Raw genomic sequence first — 19,111 nt, 5'->3', positions numbered from 1 at the left:
CCTCGAAGGCCGCTCACTCTTGCGCGTGAGCGGCCTCGTTCCGTCAGACCTTGAGCGGGACCTTCGGCACGGTGCGGACCGAGCCGCCGCCCGATGAGCCCCCACCGGACGGGCCGCCGTCACGCTTGGTCGCCTTCTTGCGCGGCGCCGAGCGTGGTTTGGAGCGCTTGCGCTTGGTGGCGTTGGTAACGTCCTTCTCCGGCTTCGGCGTGACCGGGCCGGCGGGGAACTCGAAGCCGAGCTCGCCCTTGCCCTTTCCGGTTTCACCCTTGCCGTCCTCACCCTCCGGCTTCTTCAGCACGACCTTGACCGCGCCGCCGTCCTTGAGACGGCCGAACAGCACCTCGTCGGCGAGCGGCGTCTTGATCGTGGACTGGATCAGACGGGCCATGGGCCGGGCGCCCATCGCATCGTCGTAGCCGTTCTCCACGAGCCAGTCGCGGGCCTCGTCCGAGAGCTCGATCGTGACGTTGCGGTCGGCCAGCTGCGCCTCGAGCTGGAGCACGAACTTGTCGACGACCTTGGCCACGACCTCTTTCGGCAGGTGGCCGAACGAGATGATCGCGTCGAGACGGTTGCGGAATTCCGGCGCGAACAGGCGGTTGATCGCCTCCACGTCGTCACCCGTGCGCTTCGACTGCGTGAAGCCGTAGGCCGACTTCGCCAGATCGGAGGCACCCGCGTTCGAGGTCATGATGATGATGACGTTGCGGAAATCGACCTGCTTGCCGTTGTGGTCGGTCAGCTTGCCGTGGTCCATGACCTGCAACAGGATGTTGAACAGGTCCGGATGCGCCTTCTCGATTTCGTCGAGCAGGAGCACGCAGTGCGGGTGCTGGTCGATCCCGTCGGTGAGCAGACCGCCCTGATCGAAGCCGACATAGCCGGGCGGCGCGCCGATGAGCCGCGAGACCGTGTGGCGCTCCATGTATTCCGACATGTCGAACCGCAGCATCTCGACGCCGAGCGAGGCGGCCAGCTGCTTGGCGGCCTCGGTCTTGCCGACGCCGGTCGGGCCGGCGAACAGGTAGGAGCCGATCGGCTTGTCGGGATCGCGCAGGCCGGCGCGGGCCAGCTTGATCGCCGAGGTCAGCGCCTCGATGGCGTTGGTCTGGCCGTAGACGACCCGCTTCAGGTTCTCGGTCAGGTTCTTGAGCACCACCGCGTCGTCCTTCGACACGGTCTTGGGCGGGATGCGCGCCATCGTGGCGATGGTGGTCTCGATTTCCTTGACGCCGATGGTGCGCTTGCGGCGCGCCTCCGGCACCAGCATCTGCGAGGCGCCGGTTTCGTCGATCACGTCGATCGCCTTGTCGGGCAGCTTGCGGTCGTTGATGTAGCGGGCTGACAGCTCCACCGCCGCCTTCACGGCATCGGTGGTGTATTTCAGCTTGTGGAACTCCTCGAAATAGGGCTTGAGGCCCTTGAGGATCTCGATCGTGTCCGGGATCGACGGCTCGTTGACGTCGATCTTCTGGAACCGGCGCACCAGGGCGCGATCCTTCTCGAAGTACTGGCGGTACTCCTTGTAGGTGGTCGAGCCGATGCAGCGCAGGGCGCCCGACGCCAGCGCGGGCTTCAGCAGGTTCGAGGCGTCCATCGCGCCGCCCGACGTGGCGCCCGCACCGATCACGGTGTGGATCTCGTCGATGAACATGATGGCGTTGGGATGCGCCTCGATCTCCTTCATCACCTGCTTGAGGCGCTCCTCGAAGTCGCCGCGGTAGCGGGTGCCGGCGAGCAGCGTGCCCATGTCGAGGGAGAAGACCGTCGCGTCGGCCAGTACCTCCGGCACCTCGTGCTGGATGATTTTCCGCGCGAGGCCCTCGGCGATCGCCGTCTTGCCGACGCCGGGGTCGCCCACCAGCAGCGGGTTGTTCTTCTGGCGGCGGCAGAGCACCTGGATCGTGCGCTCGACCTCGGAATGGCGGCCGATCAGCGGATCGATCTTGCCGTCGCGCGCCTTCTTGTTGAGGTTGACGCAGTAGGCCTCCAGCGCGTCGCCCTTCTTCTTCGGCCGCGCCTCGTTGTCCTCTCCGCCGGGGCGCTCTGAGGCACTCTCCTCCTCGGCACCGCGCACGGGCTTGGCCTCGGAGGCGCCCGGCCGCTTGGCGATGCCGTGGCTGATGTAGTTCACCGCGTCGTAGCGGGTCATGTCCTGCTCTTGCAGGAAGTAGGCGGCGTGGCTCTCGCGCTCGGCGAAGATCGCGACGAGCACGTTGGCGCCGGTGACCTCCTCGCGGCCCGACGACTGCACGTGGATTACCGCGCGCTGGATGACGCGCTGGAAGCCGGCGGTCGGCTTGGCGTCCTGGCGCCCGTCGCCCGTCAGGTTCGAGAGTTCGGTGTCGACATACTCGACGAGATTGCGGCGCAGCACGTCGATCTCGACGTTGCAGGCCCGCATCACGGCGGCGGCATCCTGGTCATCGACGAGCGCGAGCAGGAGATGTTCGAGGGTCGCGTATTCGTGGCGGCGCTCTCCGGCCAGGGCCAGGGCGCGGTGGAGGGCTTGCTCGAGGCTGCGTGAGAAGCTTGGCAATGCTCTGGCCTTCGCTGGATGCCTATTTCTTTTCCATAACGCACTGAAGCGGATGTTGGTGCTTGCGGGCGAAATCCATCACCTGCGTCACTTTCGTTTCCGCGACTTCGTAGGTGAACACGCCGCACTCCCCCACGCCATTGTGGTGGACGTGCATCATGATCTGGTAGGCGTCTTCGTGACTTTTGTTAAAGAAGCGCTCGACGACATGCACGACGAACTCCATCGGCGTGTAATCGTCGTTGAGCAGCAGCACGCGATACAGGCTCGGCCGTTTCGCCCGCGGCTTGGTGCGGGTGATGATCGCGGTGCCCGAACGATCGTCGTCGCCCGGATTGCGCGGGGTCGAAGCCGCACGCACCGGAACCCGCCCCCGATCCGCCTCCTGCACGTCGTTCTGGATCAGCTTGGAAGACATCTGAATCGAAGCGACCCTGGTCTGGCAGCCCTTCGGCACCGGCGCCCCGGCGAGGGGTGCGGTGCTCAAGAGGCAATCTATAGGCCGATCGGCGGCTGCGCCAGTGAGGTGCGTGAAACTGTCCGGTCCCGCTCGTCCTCACTTTGCCGCCGCATGATCGTGACAGACCGTCCCGCAGAGCGGGCCGGCACGGCGTCCGACGCGCTCTGCGGGACGGTGCGGACCGGAGACGGGCCGGTTTCGTCAAGATCGGCTTAACCCCTGTGGCGAAAGGACGATCTCGAACGTCCCTGGGGCCGCATTAACGGGCGCGTAACCGCGTTCGTCCTACCGTCCTCGCCAGAGATTGCGGAGCCGGTGGCGGCGTCCGTGAAGGGTGCCAGCCGGGCTCGAGGGTCCGACTGTCGAGGCGAAGGTTTCGAGATGCGTCGCGTAGAAGGCCGGCCCGCCACGGGGTCCCGCGCTGTCGCCGTGCTGCTCCTGGCGACGAGTTTTCTCGTCGCGGTGGCCGATCCCGCCGAGGCCAAGCGCCGAGGCCACGCACGCAAGGCGGTGAGCGGCTACAACCCGCCCTACGCCGCCATGGTCGTCGACGTGAAGTCGGGCCGGACCCTGCACGCGGTGAACGAGGACGCGCTGCGCCATCCGGCCTCGATCACCAAGGTGATGACGCTCTACATGCTGTTCGAGCAGCTGGAGAAGGGCCGCTACGACCTCGACTCGCCGCTGACCATCTCGGCCAATGCCGCCGCCCAGGCCCCCTCGAAGCTCGGCCTGCGGCCCGGTTCGACCGTCACCGTCGAGGAAGCGATCAAGGCGCTGGTGACGAAATCGGCCAACGACGTGGCCTGTGCCATCGGCGAGAACATCGCCGGCTCCGAGCCGCGGTTCGCCGAGATGATGACTCGCAAGGCCAAGGCGCTCGGCATGAGCCGCACCCACTACGCCAACGCCTCCGGCCTGCCCGATCCGGACCAGATCACCACCGCCCAGGATCTGACCATCCTGGCCCGCGCGATCCAGGACCGGTTCCCGCGCTACTACCGCTACTTCCAGACCCGCTCCTTCGCCTTCCGCGGCCGGACCATCGGCAATCACAACCGCCTGCTCGGCAATGTCGAGGGCGTGGACGGCATCAAGACCGGCTACACCCGCGATTCCGGCTTCAACCTGATGACGGCGGCCAAACTCGGTGACCGGCAGATCGTGGCGATCGTTCTCGGCGGAAAGTCCGGCGCGAGCCGCGACCGGATCATGGCCGACCTCGTGCGCGCCAACCTGCCGCGCGCCTATGCCGGCGCCCGCCAGACGTCACCGGTCGTCGAAGTGGCCGAGCGCGGCCGTCCGGCGGTCATCGCCGAGGCGGAGTCCCGTACCCGCACCGTGCTTGCCTCGGCGGACGACGACGCGGTCGAGACTACGAGTTCCACCAGCAACGCTCCGCTCGACATCCGTCCGGCCACGACCACGCCGGGGTCGCGCCGCGCCGGCCTCCAGGCGCTGCCGAACGCCGCCCAGGCCTATGCCGGGTCGGCGAGCCAGGCACCGTTCCCGAGCACGGGCGGCAAATCGACCGCCCGCCTGCCCGCCGTCGAGGGCGTCGCGTCCCGCGCCGAGGGACCGCCGAAGGATGCCCGCAGCGACGGCGCCAAGGCGGTCACGCCGACGCCGTGGGTGATCCAGCTCGGCGCCATGGATGACGAGGACAAGGCGAAGTCGATCCTCGCCGACGCCCGCAGCCGCACCGGCATGCTGTCCAAGGCCGCGCCCTACACGGTGCGCGTGTCTCACGGCGGTACCACGCTCTTCCGCGCCCGCTTCTCGGGCTTCGCCGAGCAGGGCGCCGCGCAGGATGCCTGCACCGCGCTCAAGAAGAACGGCTTCAACTGCTTCGCCACCCGCAGCTGATCGCCTCGATCCGATCTCGCGGTGCGGCTGCCGGCGCGTTCGGCCGGCGGCGGACCGACGACAAGAGCCGCAGCCAGCGGCCGCGACCTCATTCGACCCATCGACCCTGACAACGCGCGTGGAGTTCTAGCGATGTCGGTTCACCAGCCTGTCACGCGCCGCGTTCACGCGCGCCGCCCGCTCGACGCTGCCGCCCTGGTCGGGATGCAGCCGCTTCATCAGCGTCCGATGAGCCGTGCGGACCTCCTCCAGGGACGCCCCGCGCTCAAGCCCCAGGACCTGATAAGCCTCCTCCTCCGTCATCGTCCCTGGCTTCGCCGCGCCGCCCGGCCGCGGGTATCCATCGCTATCAGCGTCTACACGCCAGCCGGACTGCCGGCGGTCGAGATACGCCTCTAACAGGCGCGTGCCCTCGGGATCGTGGGGGCGCAGAAGGATCGTCAATTCAATCAGCGCCTCCGTCGGCACCGCCGACAGGGGGCGCCCGGCAAAGGGCCCGACGAAGAGGGTCCCGTCGAGCGGGGCGCCGTCGGAGCGCAGCGCAAGCTCGAGGGAGGCGGTGCGCACCAGCTGCGGCTCCGGATGCCCGCGCCACGCGCGGACGCGGCGGATCACGCCCGCCTCGCCCTCCGTGAGCCAGATCCCTCCGGCGCCGAGCAGCAGGGCCGGGATGAAGCTGCCGCGCAGCGACAGCACGAAGGCCGTCGCCAGAAGCGCGTAGCCGGCGAGCAGCCGGGGTGTCAGGCCGAAGGGCAGGCGCCCGTTGCGGCGGCCGAGCCACCAGAATCCGATGAGCGCCAGAAGGCCGAGGGCGAGAAGCATCCCGCGGTCATCGGCCGGTTCGGCGCGCGGGTAAAGCGCTCATCCGGTGCATGGCCCTGGTGAGAAACGTCATAACCGAGTCTGCGCCACATCCGCCGTATTCAGCCGGACGGTCCGCACTCGGCCATCGCGCTCCACCAGCAGGGTGATCGGGCGATCGAGCCCAGCCTCCTCGACCACGGCCGTGAGGTCCGACAGCCGGTGGACCGGGCGGCCGCCCGCGCCGACGATGACGTCGCCGATGTCGCCGGTGCGGGGATCGACGCCGCGCAAACCCGCCTGGGCCGCGGGCGAGCCGGGCAGCACCCGCAGCACGACGACGCCGTCGATGCCGAGCCGGGCAGCGGTCGCTTCCTGGCCGGCGATAATGCCGATGCCGGGATTGCGCACCCGGCCGTTCTTGATGAGGTCGGGCACCACCCGGTTCACCACGTCGACCGGCACCGCGAAGCCGATGCCGGCGCTGGCGCCGGAGGGAGAGAAGATCGCCGTGTTGACGCCGATCAGGCGTCCCGCGGAATCGAGCAGGGGCCCGCCGGAATTGCCGGGATTGATCGCCGCGTCGGTCTGGATGACGCCGGACAATTCGCGGCCCTCCTGCGTCGGCAGGCGCCGCTGGAGCGCGCTGATGACGCCGGTCGTCAGGGTGTGGTCGAGGCCGAACGGGTTGCCGATGGCGAAGGCCGATTGCCCCACCTTGAGGTCGGCCGAGGTGCCGACGGCGAGCGGTGGGGGCATCTTGGCCACGCGGCCGAGTTGGAGCACGGCGAGATCGTAGCTCGGCGCGGTGCCGACGACCCGCGCGCCGACGACCTCCCCGGAGGCGAGCCGAACGGAGATTGAACCGCCGCCTTTGGTCGCGGCCTCGACCACGTGGTTGTTGGTCACGACATGGCCGGCCGCGTCCCAAACGAAGCCGGTGCCGGTCTGCGTGCCGGAGCCCTGCTGCTGCTCCCCTTGTCCGAACTCGTCGTCCGGCTCCATCAGGCCACGGCCCTGCGCGGCGGCCTGGGCGAAGACGTGGACGACGGAGGGGGAGGCGCGGGCGAACAGATCGACGGTCGTCTTCTCCGCCGCCGAGAGGTCGCCGCGGGCGGTCACGGAGCGCGGTGCGTCCGCCGAGTAGAGGAAGGCGAGGATGTAGGGCTGCGCCACGAAGGCGATCAGCAATCCGAGGGTCACGCCCAAGGCAATCCGCACAAAACGATCCGGCACCGACAACCCCAACCGTTGACTCATCCCGCGTCCGAACCGCTGCCCAGGCCTTTGCCTCGTCCGCCCCCGGCGCGTCCATCGCCCGCACCGACCGTACGGGTCGCGTTCAGACAGGCCCTGCCAGGTTCCCCAACGTCCCTGGCTGTGTCAAAACTCCCATGATGGTATCTTTCTCCGGGTCGACCGGAGGCTGGCATGGGACGGTTTGTTGTCGGTGCCGAGCGTGATCAGACGACGCTGTTTCCGCCGTGTCTTGAAGACTGGATCGCCGAGGACAATCCGGTCCGCGTGGTCGATGCCTTCGTGGATGCGCTGGATCTTGGGGCGCTCGGCTTCGCGGGCGTCGATGCGGCACGGACGGGGCGACCGGGCTACCATCCGGCCGCTCTCCTGAAGCTCTACGTCTACGGATACCTCAACCGGGTCCCGTCGAGCCGGCGTCTGGAGCGTGAAGCGGGCCGCAACGTCGAGGTCATGTGGCTGACGGGTCAGCTGTCGCCCGATCACAAGACCATTGCTGAGTTCCGCCGTCAGAACGGACCGGCCATCGGGCGCGTCTGTGCCCGCTTCGTCGGTTTGTGCCGCGAGATGGGCCTGCTGACCGGCACACGCGTCGCGATCGACGGCTCGAAGTTCAAGGCGGTCAACAACCGCGACCGCAACTTCACGCAAGGCAAGCTCGACCGGCGCCGCCAGCAGATCGAGGAGAGCGTGTCGCGCTACCTCTCGCAGCTCGACACGGCCGATCGTCAGGATCCCACACCCGAACTGGCCGCCAAGGTGGTGCGGCTGAAGGAGAAGATCGCCCGCCTCGGGCAGGAGATGGAGCGGTTGGCCGGCCTGGAGGAGCAGATGAAGGCGGCGCCCGACCGGCAGATCTCGCTGACCGATCCCGACGCGCGATCGATGGCAACCAGCGGGCGCGGGTCGGGCGTGGTGGGCTACAACGTCCAGGTGGCGGTCGAGACCGAGCATCATCTGATCGTGGCGCACGCGGTGACCAATGCCGGCTCGGACCGGGCGCAGCTCCGTGGTATGGCAGTACGGGCCAAGCAGGCTCTGGAGACGGACACGCTCGATGCGGTGGCCGACCGGGGCTATTATTCCGGTGAACAGATTCTGGCTTGCGAACGCGCCGGCATCTCGGTCACGCTGCCCCGGCCGATGACCTCGGGCGCCAAGGCCGCCGGCCGCTTCGGCAAGGAGGATTTTCTCTATCGCCCTCAGGAGAATGCCTACCTGTGCCCGGCGGGCGAGACGCTGCCCCACCGATGCACCACGGTGGAGAACGGCCTGACGCTGCATCGGTACTGGACGAACGTGTGCTCGGCCTGCCCGATGAAGGCGGAATGCACGACGGGCAAGGAGCGCCGGGTGACACGTTGGGAGCACGAGGATGTGCTGGAGACGGTGCAGCGCCGATTGGACGCCGATCCGCTGGCCATGCGGGTCCGGCGTGAGACGGTCGAGCATCCTTTCGGTACGCTGAAGGCGCGGATGGGGGCCACGCACTTCCTCACCAAGACCCTGCCGCGCGTCTCGACCGAGATGGCGCTCCATGTCCTCGCCTACAATCTGACGCGGGTTCTCAACATCCTGGGAAGCCGGAAGCTCCTGGCGGCGATCCCCACCTGAGCGGGAGCATGGATCGCTCGCCGAAGAGGCCGGGAAACCGTCCAGGAGGCGCTTTCAATCAAAAACTGGTCGTCTCCCGACCGCAAAAACCCGTTCGACGCGATGAACAGCCCATTCTCAAGAGACCGGGACGTCACCCGACCGCAAAGTCCCAATCCCAGAGTTTTGACACGGCCTGGTCCGGTCGGTGACGCAGACGATCGCGGGACCTTGAGGAATGAGACTTAGCTGTGTCCGGTGTGGCCTCCGGTCAACAAATCCCCGCTTTTCCGCACAGGCAGGCTGGGTGCGGCATCGCACGGTCAAGCCTGCTTACCGAGAGTAACCAATTGCATACTGTTTCGTACGCAGTGTCATCCGACTGATGAGAAGGCATCCGTGGGTGGGCCTGGACCAATCCTGGCGAAACCAAGGCAAAGGTTCAGGCGAGGAACTGCGACGAAACAGTGACCGATTGGCCGTCGAGCACTCGAATTGATCGCAAAGCCGCCCCAGAGATGCTTCGATCGCCCTTGAATCTTTGAACATACCGTCCCGACGGCGTCAGTCGTCGCGGTGTCCTTTCGCGGACGAATACGGTTCGAACAGGAAGAACCAGAGATGGAAACCGAAGCTCTCGAACGTCCTGCCGATCTCACCATCTGGCGCACGCTGCCGGCCTCCTCCCCGCTGGCCCAGCCCGAGCGTTACGACACCCTGCGCGAGGCGCTCGCCGCCGCGAAGGGCGCGCTGGGCGATCCCTCGCAGCAGCCCTGGATCATCACGGAAGAGGGCGAGATCCTCTCCCCGAACTGGATCCGCACCTACGTCAACTGATCGCCTCCTCAGGCTGCGGGCCGCGCTGCACCGGAACCGGCGGGCCGCTCGGGTGCCGCGACGGCCCCGGGCGCCGGCTGCGGCCGGTTCACCAGCGTGACCAGCACGTAGGACACGATCATCAGCAGGAACCACGAGCCGAGCTTGGCCGCCGAGACCGGCGACCAACCCGCCGCCTGGTTCGGGTAGAGCCAGACGCGGGACGCCGTCCCGATATTCTCGGCGAGCCAGATGAAGAGCGATACAAGAACGAAGCCGAGCAGCAACGGCATCCGGCGATGCACCCGCCAGACCTTGAAGTGCACGATCGTGCCGCCGAACAGCACGCTGGTTGCGATGAACAGCAGGACCCGCAGATCGGCCACGTAATGGTGGCTGAAGAAGTTAAGATAAATCGCAGCTGCCAGCGGTAGCGTGAAGATCAGCGGCGGATGACGCGTGAAGCGGAAGTCGAACAGGCGCCAGACGCGGGCGATGTAGGAGCCGATGCTGGCATACATGAAGCCGGTGAAGAGCGGCACGCCCATGATCCGCAGCAGGCTCGCCTCCGGGTAGATCCACGAGCCGACGCTGGTCTTGAAGATCTCCATCACCGTTCCGACGATGTGATAGAGCGCGATGATCTTGGCCTCCTCCCAGGTCTCCATGCCGAGGGCCAGCAGCGCGACCTGGATCAGAACCGCCGCCAGCGTGAGAAAATCATAGCGCGAGAGCGGTGCGTCGGCCGGATAGAACAGGTGCGTTGCGATCAGCAGGGCGCAGATCAGGCCGCCGAATAGGCAGGCCCAGCCCTGCTTCACCCCGAACCGCAGGAACTCGTAGACGAAGGCGGGCACCCGGCCCGCGGCGCGGGCACGCTCGCCGAGCCGTCGCTCGGCCGCGATGAAGCCCGCCAGGAAGGGCCAAGTCCGTGCCGCACTCGGCGCCGCTCGCCCCGTCGTCATCCCAACCTCCGTCGCGCTCGCCGCTTCCCGCGACACGGGGGTCGGAAAACGGCGGTTTGACGGTCGCGCTTGCCATGTCCCACACTTCGACCGGTCGAACGCGGGCGGGGAGGGGGCGTGCAGGCGGCAGCGGTAGAGGATCGGGTTTGCGCCCGACGACGGCTGGAACGCGAGTTGCGCCGGCTCGAAGCGCTGGCGGCGCGCAAGCGCTTCCGCAGGCGCAGCTTACGAGCCCTGCGCGGATCGGCCGGCGCCGCGGCGACCTTCACCGCTCTCCTAAAGGTGAAGCTGGTCGGAACCCTGGCGGGCAAGGCCGCCATCGCCGTCCTCGTCGGCCTCGGCCTCGCGTGGCCGGCCCTGGTCATCGGCGTGGTCGGCCTGATCGGGATCGTGCTGGCCTTCGTCAGCCTGTTTTCCGGCGAGGGCGGCTCGCACCATTTCGATTGCGACTGGCCTTGCGACTGCGCCGGCCGGGAGAAGCGGGCCGAGCGGCTCAAAGCTCTGATCGCCCAGCGCCGGGCGTGGCTCGCGGCGCCTTCGGGGCCGGCTCCAAGCGTGCGCTGGGATGCGCGCGGGCGCCACCACGTGACAGGAAGCCGGCGCAAGCGCGGCCGGTGAGCCCCGCCTTATGGACAGTAGCCGCGTTTGGTGGCTTGCCTATAATGCTCAAAAAAAATCCATCGTCTCGGCTGATGCCGAGACTGACGCCAGGAACAGCTGCACGATGAGCTCCCGGATCCCCGATTTCGCCTCCGTCGCCTACGCGGCCGACGGCTTCAAGGCGCCGCCTCCGCCGGCCGGGGAGCCGTGGATGACGCCCGAGGGCATTCCGGTGAAGGGCTTCTACGGCCCCGAGGATCGGGAGGGGTGCGAGGGGATCGACTCGTTCCCCGGCCTGCCGCCCTATCTTCGTGGCCCCTATCCGGCGATGTACGTCACCCAGCCCTGGACGATCCGGCAATATGCCGGCTTCTCCACCGCCGAGGATTCGAATGCCTTCTACCGGCGCAATCTCGCGGCGGGCCAGAAGGGCCTCTCGGTCGCCTTCGACCTCGCCACCCACCGCGGCTACGATTCGGACCACCCGCGCGTCTCGGGCGATGTCGGCATGGCGGGCGTCGCGATCGACTCGATCTACGACATGCGCACGCTGTTCTCCGGCATCCCGCTGGACGAGATGACCGTGTCGATGACGATGAACGGCGCGGTGCTGCCCGTCCTCGCCCTCTACATCGTCGCGGCCGAGGAGCAGGGCGTGCCGCCCGAAAAGCTCGCCGGCACGATCCAGAACGACATCCTGAAAGAGTTCATGGTCCGCAACACCTACATCTATCCCCCCAAGGGATCGATGCGGATCATCTCCGATATCTTCGGCTACACCTCGAAGAACATGCCGAAGTTCAACTCGATCTCGATCTCCGGCTACCATATGCAGGAGGCCGGGGCGACGCAGGACCTCGAACTCGCCTACACGCTCGCCGACGGCGTCGAGTACATCAAGGCGGGGCTCGCCGCGGGCCTGACCATCGACCAGTTCGCACCGCGCCTGTCGTTCTTCTGGGCGATCGGGATGAACTTCTTCATGGAGATCGCCAAGATGCGGGCCGCGCGCCTGATCTGGGCGAAGCTCGTCAAGGAGTTCGAGCCCAAGAGCGACAAGTCTCTGCCGCTGCGCACGCATTCGCAGACCAGCGGATGGTCGCTGACCGCGCAGGACGTGTTCAACAACGTCACCCGCACCTGCATCGAGGCGATGGCGGCGACGCAGGGCGGCACCCAGTCGCTCCACACCAACGCGCTCGACGAGGCTCTGGCACTGCCCACTGACTTTTCGGCCCGCATCGCCCGCAACACCCAGCTCTTCCTGCAACAGGAGAGCGGCACGACGCGGATCATCGATCCGTGGGGCGGCTCCTACTATGTCGAGCGGCTGACCCGGGACATCGCTGCGCGGGCCTGGGAGCATATCCGCGAGGTCGAGGCGCTCGGCGGCATGGCCAAGGCGATCGAGGCCGGCATCCCGAAGCTGCGCATCGAGGAGGCGGCCGCCCGCGCCCAGGCGCGGATCGATTCCGGCCGCCAGACCATCGTCGGCATCAACAAGTACAAACCCGATGACGAGATGAAGATCGACTTGCTTCGCGTCGACAATGCCGACGTGCGCGCCAAGCAGATCGACAAGCTCAAGCGCCTGCGCGCCGAGCGCAACCAGGCCGATGTCGATGCGGCGCTGGCCGCGCTGACGAAGGCCGCGGACGGCGAGGGCAACCTGCTCGAACTGGCGGTGAACGCCGCGCGGGCCAAGGCCACGGTCGGCGAGATCTCGGAGGCGCTGGAGAAGGCGTGGGGCCGTCACCGCGCCGAGATCCGCTCGATCTCGGGCGTGTACAAGCGGGAGGTGGGCGGCATGTCGCCGGTGGTGGAGAAGGTCCGCGGCCTCGTCGAGGCCTTCGAGGAGAATGACGGGCGGCGCCCGCGCATCCTGGTCGCCAAGATGGGCCAGGATGGGCACGACCGCGGCCAGAAGGTGATCGCCTCGGCGTTTGCCGATCTCGGCTTCGACGTCGATATCGGGCCACTCTTCGCCACCCCCGACGAGGCGGCGCGGCAGGCGGTGGAGAACGACGTGCACATCGTCGGCGTCTCCTCGCTCGCGGCGGGCCACCTGACCCTCGTGCCGGAACTGAAGGCCGCCCTGAAGGCGGAAGGGCGCGACGACGTGATGATCGTGGTCGGCGGCGTCATCCCGCCGGGCGATTACGACGCGCTCTACGCCGCGGGCGCCTCGGCCATCTTCCCGCCGGGCACGGTGATCGCGGAGGCGGCGGTGAAGCTGCTAGGCGAACTCAACGATCGCCTCGGCTACGGCGAGCGTCAGGCGGCGGAGTAACCGACCTCACCTCGACCGGCGGGGACGATGCCCCCGCCTTTCGTTCGAATTTACCTGAATTCCAGGCGGCGCCGCACCTCGTGTGGTGCCGCCTCGGTGGATCGGCTAAAACGGCAGGGCATGTTCGCGCCCGCCGTCCGCTTGGCTCTCGGCAGCGCTCCCGTTCTTCGAAGGTGTTGGGCGATGGCCGAGGCGGACCGGGAAAAGATCCTGCCCGTGATCCTGTGCGGCGGCTCGGGCACGCGGCTGTGGCCGGCCTCGCGCGAGAGCATGCCCAAGCAGTTCACGCCGCTCGTGGATCCCGCGACCTCGACCTTCCAGGCGACCGTCCGCCGCGTCGCCGACGGGAGCGTGTTCGCCAAGCCGACCGTGATCGCTTCGGCCGAATCCCGCTTCATCGTCGCCGAGCAACTCGCGCAGAGCGGGATCGGTGCCGACATCCTGCTCGAACCCGAGCGGCGCGACTCCGCCGCCGCCGTGGCGGTGGCCGCCCTTTACGGCGCGCGCCGGGGGCCAGGGACGGTGGTGCTGGTGATGGCCGCCGATCACGTGATCGAGGATGCCGCCGCCTTCGCGCGCGCCGCGCAGGAGGCGGCGCTGGGCGCCCGGCTCGGCCAGATCATGACGCTCGGCATCACCCCGACCCGGCCGGCGACCGAGTACGGCTATATCCGCCGAGGCGCCGCCATCCCGGACGCACCCGATCTCCACCGGGTCGAACGCTTCGTGGAAAAACCCGACTCGGACGGCGCGGAGCGGCTGATCGGGGAGGGCGCCCTGTGGAACTCGGGCTACTTCGTGTTCCGGGCCGACGTCATGATCGCCGAGTTGGAGGCCTACGCGCCGGAGGTGCTGGAAGCCGCCCGCGGGGCGCTCGCGAACGCCGCGACCGATCTCGACTTCGTGCGGCTCCAGGCCGAGGCCTTCGCGCGCGCGCCAAAGACATCGATCGACTACGCGGTGATGGAGCGCACGACCCGGGCCGGCGTGCTCGCGGTCTCCTTCGCTTGGTCGGATGTCGGCACCTGGGACGCGGTCTGGCAGGTGCTGGAGCGCGACGCGCAGGGCAACGCCGTGCGCGGCCGCGTCGAGCTGGTGGAGACGACGGGCAGCCTCGTCCACAGCGAGGGCGACGGGCTCACCACCGTCGTCGGGCTCGACGACGTCGTGGTGGTCGCGACCCCGGACGCGGTGCTGGTCGCCTCGAAAGCGCGGTCGGGCAAGGTCAAGGATCTCGTCGGCGTGCTGCGCGAGAAGGCGCATCCGGAGGCCGATGCCCATCGCCGGATGTACCGGCCCTGGGGCTGGTATCAGCGCATCGATATCGGCGAGCGCTTCCAGGTGAAGCGGATCATGGTGACGCCGGGCGGGCGGCTCTCGCTGCAGAAGCACTTCCACCGGGCCGAGCACTGGGTGGTGGTGAAGGGCACGGCGGAGGTGACGCTCAACGACCGGATCATCCTCGTGCACGAGAACGAGGCGGTCTACCTGCCGATCGGCTCGATGCACCGGCTGACCAACCCCGGAAAGATCCCGCTCGAACTGATCGAGGTGCAGGTCGGCTCCTATACCGGCGAGGACGACATCATCCGCTTGGAGGATGTCTACGGGCGCTGAGCGCCGGACGCGACCGGAACGGCGGCGAGATAGCGCCCGAGCCGCGCGACGCCCTCGCGATCCATGTGGAGGCCGAGCTTCGAGCGGCGCCAGAGGATGTCGTCGGGCAGGCGGGCCCACTCGTGTCGCACGAGGTAGTCGACCTCGCGGGCGCTGAGATCGCCCCCGAAGATTTCGCCGAGATCGGACGGAGCGCGCGCCTCGCCGAGCAGGTGGCCGGCGCGGGTGCCGTAGGCGCGGGCAAGGCGCCGCACGGTCGCCTCCGGCAGGAAGGGATAGCGAGCCGCAAGCGTCTTCACGAACAGATCGAAATCGGCGTTCGCCATGTCGCCGCCGGGAAGGGGTGCCCCGCCCGTCCAAGCGGGCTTCATGTCCGGAATATGGGGCTTCAACTTATCCAGAGCATGTTCGGCGAGCCGCCGGTAGGTCGTGATCTTGCCCCCGAACACGGAGAGGACCGGCGGCCCGTCGTGATCGAGTTCCAGCACGTAGTCGCGGGTGACCGTCGAAGCGTTCGCGGCCGCGTCGTCGTAGAGCGGGCGCAGCCCCGAAAAACTCCAGACCACGTCGTCCGGACCGATCTGCCGTTGGAACGAGCGGTTGATGCAGGCGCAGAGGTAGCGCGTCTCCTCGCCCGAGATCTGGACGGGACCGGGGCCGCCCTCGTGCGCGACGTCGGTGGTGCCGATCAGGGTGAAGTCGCGCTCGTAGGGGATGGCGAAGACGATGCGCCGATCGGGTTGCTGCAGGATGTAGGCCTGATCCCCGTCGTAGAGCCGCCGCACGACGATGTGGCTTCCCTTGATGAGGCGCACCTTCGGGCGGGCCTCGACGGAAAGCGTGCGCAGCAGCGTCTCGCCGACCCAGGGACCGGCCGCGTTGACGACGATCCGGGCCCGCACGCTCTCCCGTTGCCGGCGCTCGGCATCGTAGAGGGTGACGGTCCAGGCGCCGCCCTCGCGTCGGGCGGATTCCACCGTGGTGCGGGTGCGGATCCGCGCGCCGCGCTCGGCCGCATCGAGCGCGTTCAGAACGACGAGGCGGCTGTCCTCGACCCAGCAATCGGAATAGGCGAAGCCCCGCGTCAGCCGCGGCTGGAGCGGTGCGCCGACGCCGGTTCGGTCGAAGCGCAGCGTCTCCGAGCGGGGCAGCGCCTTGAGGCGCGCGAGATGGTCGTAGAGGAACAGTCCCAGCCGCAGCATCCAGGCCGGGCGCAGGCCCGCATCGTGCGGCAGGACGAAGCGCAGCGGCCAGATGATGTGCGGCGCGAGCCGCATCAGCCGCTCGCGCTCCGCCAGCGCCTCGCGCACGAGCCGGAACTCGTACTGCTCGAGGTATCGCAGGCCGCCATGGATCAGCTTAGTCGAGGCCGAAGAGGTGTGCTCGGCCAGATCGCCTCGCTCGCACAGCAGCACGCGCAGGCCCCGGCCCGAAGCGTCGCGGGCGATGCCGACGCCGTTGATGCCGCCACCGATGACCAAGAGGTCGAAAAGATTGCTCACAGGCGGACCGATCCGCTGAGACCGAGGCTGACGATGATCCCGATCAGCACGACAGCCCCAAGACAGCGCCGCCAGGGATTGACGCCACGGAGGATCTCATCGAGCGCCCAGATCGTGAGGCTGAGCAGCGCGACGACGCGAAGGCCCGCGAAGATCGCGGCCGGCAGGCCGGGCATCGTCGCTTCGAGCAGCCATTCCAGGGCCGATGCCGCGGCGAAGACCCATAGCGGCAGGTTCGGCCATTGACCGATCACGACGGCGCCGCTGCGCCGGTCGCGGAAGAACCAATCGAAGGCCCTGCGCAAGCGGCGCCTCAGATCGCGTCCGTGCCCCGCGCGGCACGGATCGGTTCGCAGATTTTCGGACTGATCTGGTCGAGATGCGGGCAAGCATTGGTCTCGTACCAGCCGCGCAACTCGGGCTGCTTCGGCGCCACGTACATGGCGGTCAGGACGAACCCGCCGGCGAGGATGATTAATAACAAAAGAAGGTTTCGCAAGGGATATCTCCAATCCGGCGGGCCTCGGCGGGACGCCAGCATCATCGCGGCAGACGCGCGAAGGCCGGGAGAGTTCCCGGGCCGAGCCGCGCACCGCGGCCTCATCGACCGCGCAGATCGTCGACGGTCTGGGGCCTGGTGTGGGTCAGCGGACCCTGTGACCCGGGCAAAAGTCCGAGATCCTGAAGCCAGAGCATCGCCAGCAGCGCCGCGATCAGGCTGCCCACGCTCATCAGGATCGTGAGATGCCGCCGGCGGACGACGATGAGAACCAGCACGACGAGCAGGGCGAGCGAGAGCGAGAGCGTCAACATGGCGGACCTTGTACGCCGATCCGACCGGCGGCGCTCCGTCGGCCGCGCACCTTCGCAAACGGGACGGGACGCCGCTCACTTCCAGGCTGAATCCGATCGAGAGGGGCACAATACACCGAAAAGCCGATTTGATCTGAGCCCAAGCTCTTCTTCGCGCCTGTCATCAAAAATTCACGGAACCGCGTGCTCCAGCGACATTTGTAAGCTCGGCGGTGGATTGGTCCAGTCGCAGGCCTTGTTCTGGGCCGGACCTCGGCCGGCGCGCAACCGGAGACCGGCGCGTTCCGATACCAAATCGTATCGATCGCAGCGGTCGCAGCTCTTCGGGGTTCACATGTCGGACGCTCTCAGCCTGACGGGGGTCGGTTCGACGCCCGCGCGCGCCGAACCATCGGCCCGCGGCCCCAACCTGAACGGGCGCACCCACCCTGCGGGGATCGGCCTCTTCTTCCTCGTGCTCGCCGGCGGCATCGGCTACGCGCTCTTCAACCTGATCACCGACATGCAGGCGGCCGGCCAGCCGCCCCTCGCCATCGGCGCCTTCGTGCTGCTCGGGCTCGCCCTGCTCATCGCCCTCGCGTTCGAGTTCGTGAACGGATTCCACGACACCGCCAATGCCGTCGCGACCGTGATCTACACGCACAGCCTGCCGCCCGTCGTCGCGGTGGTCTATTCGGGTGTCCTGAATTTCCTCGGTGTCGTCGTCTCGACCGGCGCGGTCGCCTACAGCGTGGTGACGCTGCTTCCAGTCGAATTGGTGCTCAAGGCCGGATCGTCGGCGGGCTACGCGATGATCTTCGCGCTCCTGATCGCGGCCATCATCTGGAACCTGGGCACCTGGGCGCTCGGCCTGCCGAACTCGTCCTCTCACGCGCTGATCGGTTCGGTCCTCGGCGTCGGCCTCGCCAACCAGCTCCTCGCCCCCGCGGGCTCGGACGCGTCCGGCGTGCAGTGGGATCAGGCGTGGAGCGTGTTGCGCGCCCTGCTGTTCAGCCCGATCGTCGGCTTCGTCATGGCGGGCTTGCTGCTGCTGGCGATGCGGCTCATGATCCGCAACCGCGCCCTCTACCGCGAGCCGGAGGCCGATGCGCCGCCCCCGCTCTGGATCCGCGCCCTGCTGATCCTGACCTGCGGCGGCGTGTCCTTCGCCCATGGCGGCAATGACGGGCAGAAGGGCATGGGCCTGATCATGCTGATCCTGATCGGTGCCGCGCCCACCGCCTACGCGCTCAACCGCACGATGTCGGAAGCCTCGACGCCGGGCTTCGTTCAGCTCTCCGAGCGCGCCCGGACGGTTTTCCAGAAGCGGGCGGAGACGGCCGCGCTGCCGAGCCCGGCCGCGGCCCGCACACAGATCACCGAGGCCGCGGGCAAGAAGGACCTCGACCATCCGGAGGTCTATGCGGCCCTGGCCGCCCTTTCGAACGACATCGCCACGCAGGTGAAGGCGTACGGGGCGATCCGTCATGTCCCGGCTGAGGCGACGCCGAACCTGCGCAACGACATGTACCTTGCCTCCGACGCCATCCACAGCCTGACGAAGCGCGAGGGCCTCTTCGCTGGTGCCGAGGCGGAGACGCTGAAGGCCTACGAGGCAAGCCTGAACGACGGCACCCGCTACATCCCGACCTGGGTGAAGGTGTCGGTCGCCCTCGCGCTCGGTCTCGGCACCATGGTCGGCTGGAAGCGCATCGTCGTCACCGTCGGCAGCCGCATCGGCAAGAAGCACCTGACCTACGCGCAGGGCGCGTCCGCCGAGATCACCGCGGCCGGCACCATCGGCTTGGCGGAGGCCTACGGCCTGCCCGTGTCGACCACCCACATCCTGTCGAGCGGCGTCGCCGGCACCATGGCCGCCAACGGTTCTGGCCTGCAATGGGCCACCGTGCGCAACCTCGCCGCCGCGTGGCTCTTGACCCTGCCGGCGGCGATTGCCCTGGCCGGGCTCCTCTATGCCGGATTGCGGTTCGTGTTCTGACGCGGCCTCCG

16 protein-coding genes are annotated in these 19,111 nt (G+C 68.1%); 7 read left to right on the top strand and 9 right to left on the bottom strand.

Annotation, left to right across the window (positions count from 1 at the left end; translation table 11 throughout):
* Positions 1-43 precede the first annotated feature (43 nt).
* Both clpA and clpS read right to left on the bottom strand, forming a co-directional pair.
* Positions 44-2,542, bottom strand: coding sequence for an ATP-dependent Clp protease ATP-binding subunit ClpA (gene clpA, locus MPPM_RS26155; RefSeq protein WP_096487577.1), 2,499 nt, complete (start codon positions 2,540-2,542; stop codon positions 44-46).
* A 22-nt stretch (positions 2,543-2,564) separates the two neighbouring features.
* Positions 2,565-2,960: an ATP-dependent Clp protease adapter ClpS gene (gene clpS / locus MPPM_RS26150; RefSeq protein ID WP_096488041.1), complete on the bottom strand. Its 396-nt coding sequence runs from the start codon at positions 2,958-2,960 to the stop codon at positions 2,565-2,567.
* Between the two features lie 423 nt (positions 2,961-3,383).
* On the opposite strand from clpS, the gene MPPM_RS26145 reads away from it, so the two are divergent.
* Complete coding sequence (locus MPPM_RS26145; RefSeq protein ID WP_096487576.1) at positions 3,384-4,868, top strand: serine hydrolase; 1,485 nt, start codon at positions 3,384-3,386, stop codon at positions 4,866-4,868.
* Positions 4,869-4,994: 126 nt separating this feature from the next.
* On the opposite strand, the gene MPPM_RS26140 is transcribed toward MPPM_RS26145, so the two are convergent.
* Entirely contained in the window at positions 4,995-5,690 is a 696-nt protein-coding gene (locus tag MPPM_RS26140) for a J domain-containing protein (protein ID WP_096487575.1), read from the bottom strand.
* 69 nt (positions 5,691-5,759) lie between these two features.
* Positions 5,760-6,905, bottom strand: a complete 1,146-nt coding sequence (locus MPPM_RS26135; protein ID WP_096488040.1) for a S1C family serine protease — start codon at positions 6,903-6,905, stop codon at positions 5,760-5,762.
* Positions 6,906-7,100: 195 nt separating this feature from the next.
* Between MPPM_RS26135 and MPPM_RS26130 the strand changes: the two genes are divergently transcribed.
* Positions 7,101-8,540 carry an IS1182 family transposase gene (locus MPPM_RS26130; protein WP_096486419.1) on the top strand — a complete coding sequence of 480 codons (1,440 nt, stop codon included), beginning with the start codon at positions 7,101-7,103 and terminating at the stop codon, positions 8,538-8,540.
* Positions 8,541-9,140: 600 nt separating this feature from the next.
* Positions 9,141-9,356 (top strand): hypothetical protein, encoded by a 216-nt coding sequence (locus MPPM_RS26125; protein ID WP_009862952.1) that lies wholly within the window; start codon positions 9,141-9,143, stop codon positions 9,354-9,356.
* Between the two features lie 8 nt (positions 9,357-9,364).
* Here MPPM_RS26125 and MPPM_RS26120 read toward each other — a convergent pair whose 3' ends face one another.
* The gene (locus MPPM_RS26120; RefSeq protein WP_096487574.1) at positions 9,365-10,300 is read right to left on the bottom strand and encodes a DUF817 domain-containing protein; all 936 of its coding nucleotides are present in this window, start codon (positions 10,298-10,300) and stop codon (positions 9,365-9,367) included.
* Positions 10,301-10,474: 174 nt separating this feature from the next.
* Between MPPM_RS26120 and MPPM_RS26115 the strand changes: the two genes are divergently transcribed.
* The 3 genes from MPPM_RS26115 to MPPM_RS26105 all read left to right on the top strand — a co-directional run bounded on the left by MPPM_RS26115 (position 10,475) and on the right by MPPM_RS26105 (position 14,807).
* Positions 10,475-10,918: a hypothetical protein gene (locus MPPM_RS26115; RefSeq protein WP_244573421.1), complete on the top strand. Its 444-nt coding sequence runs from the start codon at positions 10,475-10,477 to the stop codon at positions 10,916-10,918.
* Between the two features lie 106 nt (positions 10,919-11,024).
* Positions 11,025-13,190 (top strand): methylmalonyl-CoA mutase, encoded by a 2,166-nt coding sequence (gene scpA / locus MPPM_RS26110; RefSeq protein WP_096487572.1) that lies wholly within the window; start codon positions 11,025-11,027, stop codon positions 13,188-13,190.
* A 183-nt stretch (positions 13,191-13,373) separates the two neighbouring features.
* Entirely contained in the window at positions 13,374-14,807 is a 1,434-nt protein-coding gene (locus MPPM_RS26105; RefSeq protein ID WP_096487571.1) for a mannose-1-phosphate guanylyltransferase/mannose-6-phosphate isomerase, read from the top strand.
* Here the strand turns inward: MPPM_RS26105 and glpD are convergent.
* The 4 genes from glpD to MPPM_RS26085 all read right to left on the bottom strand — a co-directional run bounded on the left by glpD (position 14,795) and on the right by MPPM_RS26085 (position 17,122).
* Positions 14,795-16,309 (bottom strand): glycerol-3-phosphate dehydrogenase, encoded by a 1,515-nt coding sequence (gene glpD, locus MPPM_RS26100; RefSeq protein WP_096487570.1) that lies wholly within the window; start codon positions 16,307-16,309, stop codon positions 14,795-14,797. The genes MPPM_RS26105 and glpD overlap by 13 nt on opposite strands.
* Positions 16,306-16,614 (bottom strand): hypothetical protein, encoded by a 309-nt coding sequence (locus tag MPPM_RS26095; RefSeq protein WP_096487569.1) that lies wholly within the window; start codon positions 16,612-16,614, stop codon positions 16,306-16,308. Before MPPM_RS26095 ends, glpD begins: the two co-directional genes overlap by 4 nt.
* 8 nt (positions 16,615-16,622) lie before the next feature.
* On the bottom strand, positions 16,623-16,808 hold the full coding sequence (locus tag MPPM_RS26090) for a hypothetical protein (protein WP_096487568.1): 186 nt from the start codon (positions 16,806-16,808) through the stop codon (positions 16,623-16,625).
* Between the two features lie 101 nt (positions 16,809-16,909).
* Positions 16,910-17,122: a hypothetical protein gene (locus MPPM_RS26085; protein WP_096487567.1), complete on the bottom strand. Its 213-nt coding sequence runs from the start codon at positions 17,120-17,122 to the stop codon at positions 16,910-16,912.
* Between the two features lie 334 nt (positions 17,123-17,456).
* Between MPPM_RS26085 and MPPM_RS26080 the strand changes: the two genes are divergently transcribed.
* The gene (locus MPPM_RS26080; RefSeq protein ID WP_096487566.1) at positions 17,457-19,100 is read left to right on the top strand and encodes an inorganic phosphate transporter; all 1,644 of its coding nucleotides are present in this window, start codon (positions 17,457-17,459) and stop codon (positions 19,098-19,100) included.
* Positions 19,101-19,111: the final 11 nt, after the last annotated feature.

It is taken from the genome of Methylorubrum populi, from assembly GCF_002355515.1.
GTDB lineage: Bacteria > Pseudomonadota > Alphaproteobacteria > Rhizobiales > Beijerinckiaceae > Methylobacterium > Methylobacterium populi_A.
Note: the sequence above shows the minus strand (reverse complement) of the source record. Positions and strands in the feature narration are given on the sequence as shown.

Coding starts and splice junctions, on each gene's coding strand:
- clpS (WP_096488041.1), bottom strand. CDS start 2,960: ATGTCTTCCAAGCTGATCCAGAACGACGTGCAGGAGGCGGATCGGGGG.
- MPPM_RS26145 (WP_096487576.1), top strand. CDS start 3,384: ATGCGTCGCGTAGAAGGCCGGCCCGCCACGGGGTCCCGCGCTGTCGCC.
- MPPM_RS26140 (WP_096487575.1), bottom strand. CDS start 5,690: ATGCTTCTCGCCCTCGGCCTTCTGGCGCTCATCGGATTCTGGTGGCTC.
- MPPM_RS26130 (WP_096486419.1), top strand. CDS start 7,101: ATGGGACGGTTTGTTGTCGGTGCCGAGCGTGATCAGACGACGCTGTTT.
- MPPM_RS26125 (WP_009862952.1), top strand. CDS start 9,141: ATGGAAACCGAAGCTCTCGAACGTCCTGCCGATCTCACCATCTGGCGC.
- MPPM_RS26120 (WP_096487574.1), bottom strand. CDS start 10,300: ATGACGACGGGGCGAGCGGCGCCGAGTGCGGCACGGACTTGGCCCTTC.
- scpA (WP_096487572.1), top strand. CDS start 11,025: ATGAGCTCCCGGATCCCCGATTTCGCCTCCGTCGCCTACGCGGCCGAC.
- MPPM_RS26105 (WP_096487571.1), top strand. CDS start 13,374: ATGGCCGAGGCGGACCGGGAAAAGATCCTGCCCGTGATCCTGTGCGGC.
- MPPM_RS26085 (WP_096487567.1), bottom strand. CDS start 17,122: ATGTTGACGCTCTCGCTCTCGCTCGCCCTGCTCGTCGTGCTGGTTCTC.
- MPPM_RS26080 (WP_096487566.1), top strand. CDS start 17,457: ATGTCGGACGCTCTCAGCCTGACGGGGGTCGGTTCGACGCCCGCGCGC.